Source organism: Nonomuraea coxensis DSM 45129 (assembly GCF_019397265.1).
GTDB classification, from domain to species: domain Bacteria; phylum Actinomycetota; class Actinomycetes; order Streptosporangiales; family Streptosporangiaceae; genus Nonomuraea; species Nonomuraea coxensis.
In genome coordinates, this window is sequence record NZ_CP068985.1 from 1,902,501 (window position 1) to 1,914,615 (window position 12,115).

Sequence of the window (12,115 nt, forward strand, 5' to 3'; positions counted from 1 at the left end):
GTCCGGGGTCGTGGGACCCTCTTGAGGTGGCTGCCGCTGCTTCGAGGAGTGATAAATCCGTCTGATAGTTGAAGCCTCTGGGAAGGGGCGCCGTAGACCGTGAGAGCCGGGTAGACGAAATCGGATGGACTCCTGGAGGGGATCCCAAGTAGCACGGGGCCCGAGAAATCCTGTGTGAATCTGCCAGGACCACCTGGTAAGCCTAAATACTCCCTGGTGACCGATAGTGCACGAGTACCGTGAGGGAAAGGTGAAAAGTGCCCCGGTGAGGGGTCGTGAAATAGTACCTGAAACCGTGTGCCTACAAGCCGTAGGAGCTTACATCAGCTTGCTGGTGTGTGATGTGACTGCGTGCCTTTTGAAGAATGAGCCTGCGAGTTATGGTGTGTGGCGAGGTTAACCCGTGTGGGGGAGCCGTAGCGAAAGCGAGTCTGAAGAGGGCGTTTGAGTCGCATGCTGTAGACCCGAAGCGGAGTGATCTACGCATGGGCAGGTTGAAGCTCAGGTAAGACTGGGTGGAGGACCGAACCCACCAGGGTTGAAAACCTGGGGGATGATCTGTGTGTAGGGGTGAAAGGCCAATCAAACTCCGTGATAGCTGGTTCTCCCCGAAATGCATTTAGGTGCAGCGTCGCGTGTTTCTTGCCGGAGGTAGAGCACTGGATGGCCGATGGGCCCGACAAGGTTACTGACGTCAGCCAAACTCCGAATGCCGGTAAGTGAGAGCGTGGCAGTGAGACTGCGGGCGATAAGGTTCGTAGTCGAGAGGGAAACAGCCCAGATCACCGACTAAGGCCCCTAAGCGTGTGCTAAGTGGGAAAGGATGTGGAGTCGCAGAGACAACCAGGAGGTTGGCTTAGAAGCAGCCACCCTTGAAAGAGTGCGTAATAGCTCACTGGTCAAGTGATTCTGCGCCGACAATGTAGCGGGGCTCAAGCACACCGCCGAAGTCGTGGCATTGATCCTCCATTGTGGGGGTTGATGGGTAGGGGAGCGTCGTGCAGCCGGTGAAGCGGCAGAGTGATCTAGTCGTGGAGGCTGTGCGAGTGAGAATGCAGGCATGAGTAGCGAATCGAGGGTGAGAAACCCTCGCGCCGGATGACCAAGGGTTCCTGGGGCAGGCTAATCCGCCCAGGGTAAGTCGGGACCTAAGGCGAGGCCGACAGGCGTAGTCGATGGACAACGGGTTGATATTCCCGTACCCGCTTCAATGCGCCCATACTGAACCTCGTGATGCTAAGAGTCCTTAAGTCGGCCGGCCCTTCGGGGCGGGTGTCAGGCTGAACGCTCGGTCCGATCGGGTAGTAGGTAAGCGATGGGGTGACGCAGGAAGGTAGTCCAGCCCAGGCGATGGTTGTCCTGGGGTAAGCATGTAGCCCGTGTTGTAGGCAAATCCGCAACACGCGTGGGTGAGATGTGATGCCGAGCCGATTGTGGTGAAGTGGATGATCCTATGCTGCCGAGAAAAGCCTCTAGTGAGTGTTGTGGCGGCCCGTACCCTAAACCGACTCAGGTGGTCAGGTAGAGAATACTAAGGCGATCGGGTGAACTGTGGTTAAGGAACTCGGCAAATTGCCCCCGTAACTTCGGGAGAAGGGGGACCTCTGCTGGTGATGGGCTTTGCGCCTGGAGCTGGTGGGGGTCGCAGTGGCCAGGGGGAAGCGACTGTTTACTAAAAACACAGGTCCGTGCGAAGTCGTAAGACGATGTATACGGACTGACGCCTGCCCGGTGCCGGAACGTTAAGGGGACCGCTTAGTCAGCGCAAGCTGGCGAAGGTGAGAACTTAAGCGCCGGTAAACGGCGGTGGTAACTATAACCATCCTAAGGTAGCGAAATTCCTTGTCGGGTAAGTTCCGACCTGCACGAATGGCGTAACGACTTCCCCGCTGTCTCAACCACAGACCCGGCGAAATTGCACTACGAGTAAAGATGCTCGTTTCGCGCAGCAGGACGGAAAGACCCCGGGACCTTCACTACAGCTTGACATTGGCGTTTGGAGCGTCTTGTGTAGGATAGGTGGGAGACTGGGAAGCTCGGACGCTAGTTCGGGTGGAGTCATTGGTGAAATACCACTCTGGTCGTTTTGAACGTCTAACTCTGGTCCGTGATCCGGATCGGGGACAGTGTCTGGTGGGTAGTTTAACTGGGGCGGTTGCCTCCTAAAGGGTAACGGAGGCGCCCAAAGGTTCCCTCAGCCTGGTTGGCAATCAGGTGTTGAGTGTAAGTGCACAAGGGAGCTTGACTGTGAGACTGACGGGTCGAGCAGGAGCGAAAGCTGGGACTAGTGATCCGGCATCGGCGTGTGGAAGCGGTGTCGCTCAACGGCTAAAAGGTACCCCGGGGATAACAGGCTGATCTTCCCCAAGAGTCCATATCGACGGGATGGTTTGGCACCTCGATGTCGGCTCGTCGCATCCTGGGGCTGGAGTAGGTCCCAAGGGTTGGGCTGTTCGCCCATTAAAGCGGTACGCGAGCTGGGTTTAGAACGTCGCGAGACAGTTCGGTCCCTATCCGCTGCGCGCGCAGGAGACTTGAAAGGGGCTGTCCCTAGTACGAGAGGACCGGGACGGACGAACCTCTGGTGTGCCAGTTGTATCGCCAGGTGCACGGCTGGTTGGCTACGTTCGGAAGGGATAACCGCTGAAAGCATCTAAGCGGGAAGCTCGCCTTGAGATGAGGTCTCCCACCACGAGAGTGGGTAAGGCTCCCGGTAGACGACCGGGTTGATAGGCCGGAGGTGGAAGCGCGGTAACGTGTGGAGCTGACCGGTACTAATAGGCCGAGGACTTGACCACAAAGCATACTTTCTTGAAGTTTTTGCTCGCGTCCACTAGGCAATTCTGAGGCAGCAGGCACGTTTGTGTTTGTGTGTTTCGGAGGGTTACGGCGGTTATGGCGGGAAGGAAACACCCGGTTACATTCCGAACCCGGAAGTTAAGCTTCTCTGCGCCGATGGTACTGCACTCGGGAGGGTGTGGGAGAGTAGGTCACCGCCGGACAATCTTTATAGAAGGGCCCTGACGCCTCGCGCGTCAGGGCCCTTTTTGTTTTGTCCCGATATCGCGTGGGATGAAGCGGGGCACATCCACTTTCTGGTGGCGTCCCTTGGATCGTCCCGTCACGCTGGGTAGGTGACGGTCTTTCTTCCCCTGAGGGCGGCCCGCTCCGAGGATGCGCCGGGAGCGGGGCTCAGGCGCAGTCGCGAGCACGGCGGAGGCGTGGCGACGGGTCGCGTCGGTCACTGGGGTGGTGATTCGGCGGGCGGCTGATCCAGGGGAAGGTCAAGGAAGGTGGTTCGGTGTCGGGTTCGGCGGCTGGTCACGAGGAAGGGCTTGGTTCCGGAGGCGGCCAGGAGGCGGGTGGCGAGCGGGCGGCTGAGCCGGCGGAGGGTGGGGTCGCGTCTCGGGCGGAGAGGGGCATCGCTGTCGGCGGCAGGAATGTCGGCGTCGCGATGACGGGGGATCAGGCGACGGCGGTCACCGGGGAGCATGTCGAGGTCGACGTCGAGGTGGTAGGGGATGTGCATCTGCAGGCTCGGCCGCAGGTTCCCACGCGACCGGTGCAGATTCAGTCCCGGCCGCCGCTGCTCTTCGGCCGGGAGGCGGTTGTCCGGGAGTTGCGCGGGCGGCTGACGACAGGGTGGCGGACAGTCGCGGGGGAGTCGCTGGTCGTCGAGGGTCCGCAGGTTGGGGAGATGTCACCGGCGGGCGGGGCGGGTCAGATCGGGGTGCCGAGGGTTGTCGTGGTGCACGGGCTCGGCGGGGTGGGGAAGACGAGCGTGGCTTTGGAGTACGCGCATCGGTACCTGCCCGACTACCAGCTCGTCTGGCAGTTCCCGGCGGAGGAGCCGGCGGTGTTGTCGGCGGCGTTCGGGCGGCTGGCGGCGTTGCTCGGGCTCGGGGAGGCGGCGCAGGGGGCGGATCCGGTGGATCAGGTGCATGCGGCGCTGGCGGCGCGTACCGAGCCGTGGCTGGTGATTTTCGACAACGCGCCTGACGCGGACGTTCTGCGGCCGTTCCTGCCGCCGGCGGGGCCGGGGCATGTGCTGGTGACCAGCCGGTCCGGGAACTGGCCACGGGAGCAGGGGATGGAGCTGCCGGTGCTGGAGCCGGGGGCGGCGGCCGCGCTGGTGCTGGCGCGGGCGGAGCAGGAGGACGCGCGGGCGGCTGTCGAGGTGGCGGGGGAGCTCGGGGCGTTGCCGCTGGCGCTGGAGCAGGCGGGGGCGTTCATGGCGGAGACCGGGCTGGCCATCGCCGACTACCTGGACCTGCTGCATCGGCAGCGGGCCGAGCTGCTGGCCCAGGGGCAGGCATGGGGGTACCGGGAGCAGGTCACCACGACGTGGCAGCTCGCGTTCGAGAATGTGGAGCGTTCCCATCGGCCGGCGATCGCGCTGCTGCGGCTGCTGGCCTGTTATGCGCATGAGGCGGTCCCGTACCACCTGCTGTTGTCGCAGCTGGAGCGGCGGTCGGCACTGGAGCTGTTCCGCGCCGATCAGCGGCGGCGGCAGGTGTACGGGCGGGCGCCGCTCTCGCGGGTGCGGCTGCTGCGGCAGGCGCGGCGGCGGCTGGCGGCCGTGCTCACGATGCAGGAACTGCCGCGCGACGCCGTGGCGGTCAACGCGGCGATCGGGGCGCTGCGGCGCCACAGCCTGATCGGGCAGCCGGTGGACGGGGCCGTGCCGGTGCACCGGCTGGTGCAGGCCGTGACGATGGACCAGCTCCCGGTGCGGCAGCAGCGCCGGTGGCGGGAGGTCGCCGCGGTGCTGCTGGAGGGCCTGCTGCCCGACGATCCGGCGAGGCCGGAGAGCTGGCCGCGGTACGCGCTGCTGCTGCCGCACATCCGTACGGCGCTCAGGGCGTTCTCGCCCGGCATGGACAAGGCCGCCCGCTACCTGGGCGCCAGCGGCAACCACCGTACGGCGAGGGCGTTGTTCATGGAGATCTGCGAGGCGTTGACGGCGACCTTCGGCCAGGAGCACCCCTCGACGCTGACCGCGCGGCACGAGCTGGCCCGCTGGACGGGCGAGCTGGGCGACGCGGAGGCGGCGCGCGGCCAGTACGCGGCCCTGCTGCCGGTGCGGGAGCGGGTGCAGGGGCCGGAGCATCCCGACACGCTGGCCGTCCGGCACGAGCTGGCGCGGTGGACGGGGGAGCTGGGGGATCCGGCGGCGGCCCGTGACCTGTTCGCGGCCCTGGTGCCCGACCGGGAGCGGGTGCTCGGGGCCGCGCATCCCGACACGGTCGCGGCCCGGCGGCAGCTCGCCCGGTGGGCGCGCGAGGCGGGCGGGCTCAGCGCGGGTGATAGCTGATCGACCCGAAGGGCCAGTGGTCGGCGAGCCAGGCTGACACGGTCTCGTACAGGGGCTTGTCCAGGTCGGCGCGGTCGGCTCGGACCCAGGAGGACACCGCGGCGTCGTGGTCGTCGGCGCGGGAGGGGTAGATGTAGACGCAGCCGATCACGTCGCCGGTGGCCGGGTCGAGGACGGTGTAGGTGAATCCGCGGCGCCGGGCGAAGTCGTCGGCATGCCGTTCCAGGTCGGCGAGGTTCGCCTCCAGGGTCATGCCGTCCGCGGGAGGCCACCCTCGGTCGCGGAAGCCCGGGGTCGCACGGATGTGCTCGATGCTGCCGGTCCAGGCCGCGTGGTCGGCGGCGTTGTGCCGGGGGTCCAAGGGCTCCAGCCGGAACCGCGGGGTGGCCAGGTGCGAGGGGACGGCGAAGTCGTCGGGGACGAAGGCATGATCGCTCATGCGGCCGAGGCTATGAGCTCATGGGGCCGGAGAGAAGGCCGCGCCGGGTGGCGGCTCGGGTGGAAGGAGCGAGGGCGGCGGGCAAGGGGAGGGCCGCGCCGGGGCCACCGCCCTGGTGAGCGGCGACCCGGCGCGAGGCCCTCAGCCCTTCAGGCCCTCAGGCCCTCAGTCCCTCAGTCCCTCAGCCCCTCAGGCCCTCAGCCCCTCAGCCCCTCGGCCCTTCAGGTCCTCAGCCCTTCAGGCCCTCAGGTCCTCGGTTGCCGAGGGGTCTGGGGGACCTGAGGACTGGGTTACTTGGGGAGGACGAGGAGGGCGTCGCCGACGCCGCGTTCCGCGCCGTCGGACGGCCGGTTGACCAGCTTGTTCTTCACGACCATGGCCGTCGAGCCGCCGCCGTCGAGGTTGACCGCCTGGCGGGCGCCGAGCCAGCGCATGAGCTGGGCGGCCTCGTGGAAGTTCGCGCCGACGGTGACGCCCGGCTGGCGGCCGTCGACGGTGGCGAGGATGAGGCTGCCGTTCCTGGTGACGCCGAGCAGGGTGCGTGGGTGGCGGCGCAGGATCATGTTGATCGAGTCGTGGCCGTCCCGTTTGGCGGTGATCTGGACCTTGCCGTTGCGGACCAGGTTGACGTTGCCCGCGATGACGTGCAGGTCGGGGGTCAGCTTGAGCGCCCTCCTGGTACGCAGGTCCACGACCTTGGTGTCGACGCGCACCGTCCAGTCCTGCCAGGCGTGCTGGTTGAGCCAGTCGGCGGAGACGCCGTTGCCGTGCAGCACGCGGGTGCCCTTGGCCACGGCGGCGCCGGAGGCGCGCAGGCCCAGCACCTTGCCGTTGGCGTCGAGGACGGCGTCGGTGCCGCCGGTGGGGGTCTTGGCGCCGTACTCCTCGGTGTAGAGGATGAGCTCGTCCACGGCGGCGGCCCGGTTCACGCCGCCCGCCTGGGCCTTCTCGCCGTCCTGGGAGATCACGGTGACGGTGGTGCCGAGTTCGGTGATCTTGGCGGAGCGGCCCTGGAGGACGACCGCCGTACGGCCGGGCACGGCCTCGCTGAGCAGTTTGCCGCCGACGACGGACGCGCCGACGGGCTCGCCGCGCAGGTTCCTGGCGGTGTGGATGTTGAAGAAGCCGCCGTTGACGCCGACGATCGCGCCCGCGGACTTGGCCATCGCGGAGACCGTCTCCCGCTTGGCGACGCTCGCGCCGAGCGAGGCGGCGTACGAGCCGCGGAACGTCCTCGCGTCGATCATGACGACCTTGACGTCCCAGGGGCCGGTGGTCTGGAGCCCGTCGTCGCCGAGGTAGTCGACCTTGACCTTGAGGCCCGCGTCCTTGAGCGCCTTGGCCGCCTTCTCGGCCTTCTTCTTGTCCTTGAGCGACCACAGGCCGACCCGGACCATGTAGACGGTCTGTGAGGGGGCGTCGGCGACGCTCGGCCGTACGACCTCCTGCACGCTCGGCGTCTCGCCGGCGGCCTCGACCTCGGCGGCGACGGCCTCCGCGGTCGGGCGGGTGCCGTAGTCGCGGCCGCTCGGCATCAGGAGGGTGAGCGTGTAGCCGTCGGTCGCGCTGCCGGCTTTGACGTCGTAGAGGTCGATGCCCGGCGCGACGGCGGTCATCGTCCTGGTCGGCGCGGTCTTGGTTCCCAGCGGGAACCTGGCCGACGGGAAGGCCACCGCCGCCTGCTCCGCCGCGACCGAGGCGGCGGGCAGCGTGGTGACGGTGATCGCCGCGGCTATGGCCAGGCCGCCGGCGAGGGTGCGTCGAGACATGAACTCTCCAGAGGGCACGAAAAGGGACCGCACCATACTGGCGAGATCAAGGTTCGCGGGACAGGCGAACACGCGAATTGGTGCCAGGGATTACGAAATAGCCCTGCGCTTTGGTTACACTTTCGGTATGAAGCGCATCAGCATGTGGTGGCGGCCGACAGACGGCCGCTGACATCGCATGCGCAGGGCCGTCTCCGGACGGCCCGCCGACCATGCGCCGGGGTCCTCCTGGGACGGCATCGACCAAGGAGGGAACCTCGATGGACCACGTCGTGCTCACCGGCGACCGCCCGACCGGGCCGCTGCATCTCGGCCACTACTTCGGCTCGCTGGCCAACCGGGTGCGGATGCAGGACGAGCACCGCATGTACGTCCTGATCGCCGACTACCAGGTCATCACCGACCGCGACCGTCCCGGCGAGATCCAGGCCAACATCACCGACCTGCTGCTCGACTACCTGGCCGTGGGGATCGACCCGGCCAAGGTGACGATCTTCCAGCACAGCGCGCTGCCCGAGCTCAACCAGTTGATGCTGCCGTTCCTGAGCCTGGTGTCGGTGTCGGAGCTGAGCCGCAACCCCACCGTGAAGGACGAGATCGCGCACAGCTCGCAGGCCGCGGTGAGCGGGCTGATGTTCACCTATCCGGTGCACCAGGCGGCCGACATCCTGTTCTGCAAGGGCACGCTGGTGCCGGTCGGCCGGGACCAGTTGCCGCACGTGGAGGTGACGCGGCTGGTGGCGCGCCGGTTCAACGAGCGGTACGGCGAGGTGTTCCCGCTGCCCGAGGCCGTCATGGGGGAGCGTCCCCTGCTGAAGGGCCTGGACGGCGGCAAGATGAGCAAGAGCCGCGGCAACGCGATCACGCTGAAGGCCACCGAGGACGAGACGGCCGCGCTCATCAGGAAGGCCCGCACCGACGCCGAGCGGCTGATCACGTTCGACGAGGAGCGCCGCCCGGAGGTGGCGAACCTGCTCACGCTGGCCGGTCTCTGCCTGGGCCGCAAGCCGTGGGAGCTGGCCGACGAGATCGGCGACGGCGGCGGCCTCGCGCTCAAGCGGCTGACCACCGACGCGGTCAACGACTTCCTGCGGCCGATCCGGGCGCGGCGGCGCGAGCTGTCGGCGCCCGACGTGCGGCGGGTGCTGGAGGAGGGCAACGCGCGCGCCCGTGAGCGGGCCGTGGAGACCCTGCGTGAGGTACGCGACGCGATGGGCTTCTAGCCGCTTCTGGCCGGCGAAGGGCCCCGCGGCGCTCAGGTGCGGTTGTCGCGGCGGAAGGACTCCAGGGCGAGGATCGCGACGTGCAGCGACAGGCACGACTCGACGTCGTCGAGGTCGGTGTCGAGGATGCGTTCGAGCCGGCGCAGCCGGTCGTAGAAGGCGGGCCTGGACAGGTGCGCCTTCTGGGCGGCGACCGCCTTGTTGCGCCCCGAGTCGAGGTAGACGCGCAGGATGCGGGTGAGGTCGCCGCCGCGCTGGGCGTCGTGCGCCAGCAGCGGCCCGAGCTCCCGCTCGGCGAACGTCTGCAGCCGCGCGTCGTCGCGCAGCAGGTGGAGCAGCCCGCGCAGGCGCAGGTCGGGCAGGCGGTAGAAGGCGCGGCCGTCCGGCTGGCGGACGGCCACGTCGGCCACCTGCTCGGCCTCCAGGAAGCTGCGGCGTACGTCGCGGATGGACTCCACCACGGACCCGGCGGCGAGCACGAACGCCGCCCCGGGCGGCCACAGCGTGCGGAGCCGGTCGGCGAGGGTGGTCAGCGCGGCCTCGGCCTGGGTGCGCGGCGGCAGCGGCAGCAGGACGCCGACCCGCTCCTGGTCCAGCGCGCCGACGAGGGCGGGCAGCCGGGCGTCCCTGCAGGCCCCGGCGGTGGCCTCGGCCAGCTCGCCGAGCTGGGCCTGGCCGTCGAGCGCCTGGTCGGCAGGCTCGGTCGGCCTGATGACGACGCTGACCAGTTTGCGGCCGGTCAGCGGCACGCCGACGGCGCGGGCGCGGGCGGCCGCCTCGTCGGGGTCGGCGTAGGCGTGGGTGAGGATGCCGGTGATGATCGTGCCGTGGGCCTGGCGCTCCAGCGACTCCTGGTGGCGTTCGAGCAGGCGGCCGAGGGCGAGCGTGGTGGCGGCGCGTTCGGCCAGCACCAGGTCGCGCGGCGACGGCGCGGCGCCGCAGACCAGGATGAGCCGGCCCCAGTCCTGGCCCCGCGCCCCGACGGTGGTGACGAGCCAGCCGGAGGCCGGGTCGTAGGCCGTCCGCCCGGCCGGCGCGACCGCCCGCGACCGGGTCTCCCAGCCGGCCAGCAGGGTGCCCGCGTCGCGCCCGGCGGACTCGCAGGCCAGCACCTGGTGGGCCAGATTCTCCAGCAGCACCGGGCGGCCGGCCAGCCGGGCCACCTGGGCGAGCACCTCCGTCGGCGAGGCGCCCTCGACCGACAGCTCGGTGAAGACCTCGTGGAGCTGCTCGGAGGCGCGCAGCTCCTCAAGCTGGATGTCGATGATCCGCGCGTGCACCGACTCGGTGATCTGCACGAACGGGGTCTCCCTGGTCAGCACGATGACCGGCAGCCCGTGCTCCTCGGCGGACTTGACCACCGCGCGCGGCAGCTCACGGACGAACCGGCGGCCGAGCTCCACGACCAGCCCGGACGCGCCGACGTCGGCGAGCGCGCCGATGTAGTCGGCCAGCTTGTCGGGGTCGTCGGGCAGCGCGACGCCGGTGGTCAGCACCAGCTCGCCGCCGCGCAGCAGGCCGGCGATGTCGGCGATCTCGCCGACGTGGACCCACCGCACCCGCGTGTCCAGCCGGTCGGCGCCCGCGACCACGCGCGGGCCGCCCCGGCGCACGGTTTCGAGTTCGAGGACGTCGGCGATGGTGGGGAGCACGGGGCAGAGCCTAGCCGATCGATCTGTAAGATCGGCAATGCGGCGATTTACGCTCTGTCAGGAGTTGAGGGTCAGGAGTTGAGGGTCAGGAGCCGAGGTCGTCCTCCCGGTATTCCCTGCGGGGCTCGCGCACCCGGAGCTCCACCCGGCGGATCTTGCCGGAGATGGTCTTGGGCAGCTCGCCGAACTCCAGCCGCCGCACCCGTTTGTACGGCGCCAGCCCCCGCCGGCAGTGCTCGAAGATCGACCGCGCCAGCTCCTCGCCGGGCTCGAACCCCGGGGCCGGCGTGACGTACGCCTTGGGCACCGCCAGCCGCACCGGGTCGGGGGCGGGCACCACGGCGGCCTCGGCCACCGCCTCGTGCTCCAGCAGCACGCTCTCCAGCTCGAACGGCGAGATGCGGTAGTCGGAGGCCTTGAAGACGTCGTCGGTGCGGCCCACGTAGGTGATGTAGCCGTCGGCGTCGCGGCTCGCGACGTCGCCCGTGTGGTAGTAGCCGTCGCGCATCGCCTCGCCGGAGCCGCCGACGTAGCCGGCCATGAGGCCCAGCGGGCGGCGGCCGTCGAGCGGGAGGCAGATCTCGCCGTCGTCGCCCTCCTCGCCGGTGTGCGGGTCGAGCAGCGCGATCTCGTAGCCGGGCAGCGGCCGGCCCATCGAGCCCGGCTTCACGGGCTCGCCGGGCGGATTGCCGATCTGCGCGGTGGTCTCGGTCTGGCCGTAGCCGTCGCGGACGGTGATGCCCCACGCCTTGCGCACCTGGTCGATGATCTCCGGGTTGAGCGGCTCGCCGGCGGCCACGGCGGCGCGCAGCGGCAGCTTCCAGGCGGCGAGGTCCTCCTGGATGAGCATCCGCCAGACGGTCGGCGGGGCGCAGAACGTGCTCACGCGCTCGTCCCGCAGGACCTCCAGCAGCGCAGGGGCGGAGAAGCGGCGGTAGTCGTGGACCAGCACGGTGGCGCCGGCGTTCCACGGCGCGAAGACGTTGCTCCAGGCGTGCTTGGCCCAGCCGGGCGAGGAGACGTTGAGGTGCACCTCGCCGGGGCGGACGCCGATCCAGTGCATCGTGGACAGATGGCCGGCCGGGTAGGAGGCGTGCGTGTGCTCGACGAGCTTCGGCTGGGAGGTCGTGCCGGAGGTGAAGTAGAGCAGCAGCGGGTCGCCGGCCCGCGTGGGCCCGTCGGGCTCGAACGCGGCAGGGGCGTCGTACGCCTCGTGGTAGGGCAGCCAGTTGTAGGCGTCGCCGACGGCGATCCTGGTGAACTCGCCCGGCCCGAACTTCCCGGCGTCCTCGGCGTTGGCGATCACGTGCGCGACGCCGCCGCGTTCGACGCGCTCGGCGACGTCCTTGGCCGTCAGCAGCGTGGTGGCGGGGATGACGACCGCGCCCAGCTTCATCGCGGCCAGCAGCGCCTCCCACAGCTCGGGCTGGTTGCCCAGCATGAGCAGGATCCGCTCGCCGCGGCGCACGCCCTGCCGGTGCAGCCAGGTCGCGACCTGGCCGGAGCGGGCCGACAGCTCGGCGAAGGTGTAGACGGCCGGGTGGTCGCCGACGATCTTGAGCGCCACGGCGTCGGGCGTCTCGGCGGCGAGCACCCCGTCGAACCAGTCGAGCGCCCAGTTGAACTCCGTCAGCTCCGGCCAGCGGAAGTCGCGGCGGGCGGTGGCGGGGTCGGCGTTCAGCAGGAGGTCGCGGGCGGCGCGGAAATCGCTCATGTCC

7 protein-coding genes and 2 rRNA genes (1 of these 9 running past the window's edge) are annotated in these 12,115 nt (G+C 68.9%); 4 read left to right on the forward strand and 5 right to left on the reverse strand.

The window, feature by feature from the left end; all coding sequences use genetic code 11:
* Both Nocox_RS09240 and rrf read left to right on the forward strand, forming a co-directional pair.
* Positions 1-2,798 (forward strand): 23S ribosomal RNA (locus tag Nocox_RS09240); it begins 308 nt to the left of the window's first position.
* Positions 2,799-2,885: 87 nt separating this feature from the next.
* Positions 2,886-3,002, forward strand: a 5S ribosomal RNA gene (rrf, locus tag Nocox_RS09245).
* Positions 3,003-3,241: 239 nt separating this feature from the next.
* On the opposite strand, the gene Nocox_RS09250 is transcribed toward rrf, so the two are convergent.
* A complete protein-coding gene (locus tag Nocox_RS09250) occupies positions 3,242-3,529 on the reverse strand; it encodes a hypothetical protein (RefSeq protein ID WP_033410728.1) in 288 nt (95 codons plus the stop codon).
* Between the two features lie 33 nt (positions 3,530-3,562).
* Here Nocox_RS09250 and Nocox_RS43655 point away from each other — a divergent pair, with 33 nt between their 5' ends.
* Positions 3,563-5,314: a tetratricopeptide repeat protein gene (locus Nocox_RS43655; protein ID WP_157383371.1), complete on the forward strand. Its 1,752-nt coding sequence runs from the start codon at positions 3,563-3,565 to the stop codon at positions 5,312-5,314.
* Here Nocox_RS43655 and Nocox_RS09260 read toward each other — a convergent pair.
* Both Nocox_RS09260 and Nocox_RS09265 read right to left on the reverse strand, forming a co-directional pair.
* Positions 5,295-5,753: a GNAT family N-acetyltransferase gene (locus Nocox_RS09260; RefSeq protein WP_020546216.1), complete on the reverse strand. Its 459-nt coding sequence runs from the start codon at positions 5,751-5,753 to the stop codon at positions 5,295-5,297. The genes Nocox_RS43655 and Nocox_RS09260 overlap by 20 nt on opposite strands.
* Positions 5,754-6,043: 290 nt before the next feature.
* The gene (locus Nocox_RS09265) at positions 6,044-7,522 is read right to left on the reverse strand and encodes a phosphodiester glycosidase family protein (RefSeq protein ID WP_020546217.1); all 1,479 of its coding nucleotides are present in this window, start codon (positions 7,520-7,522) and stop codon (positions 6,044-6,046) included.
* Positions 7,523-7,782: 260 nt separating this feature from the next.
* Between Nocox_RS09265 and trpS the strand changes: the two genes are divergently transcribed.
* Positions 7,783-8,745, forward strand: a complete 963-nt coding sequence (gene trpS / locus Nocox_RS09270) for a tryptophan--tRNA ligase (RefSeq protein WP_020546218.1) — start codon at positions 7,783-7,785, stop codon at positions 8,743-8,745.
* 32 nt (positions 8,746-8,777) lie between these two features.
* On the opposite strand, the gene Nocox_RS09275 is transcribed toward trpS, so the two are convergent.
* Both Nocox_RS09275 and Nocox_RS09280 read right to left on the reverse strand, forming a co-directional pair.
* Complete coding sequence (locus Nocox_RS09275; protein WP_020546219.1) at positions 8,778-10,397, reverse strand: PucR family transcriptional regulator; 1,620 nt, start codon at positions 10,395-10,397, stop codon at positions 8,778-8,780.
* Between the two features lie 85 nt (positions 10,398-10,482).
* Positions 10,483-12,111: an AMP-binding protein gene (locus tag Nocox_RS09280; RefSeq protein ID WP_020546220.1), complete on the reverse strand. Its 1,629-nt coding sequence runs from the start codon at positions 12,109-12,111 to the stop codon at positions 10,483-10,485.
* Positions 12,112-12,115 lie beyond the last annotated feature (4 nt).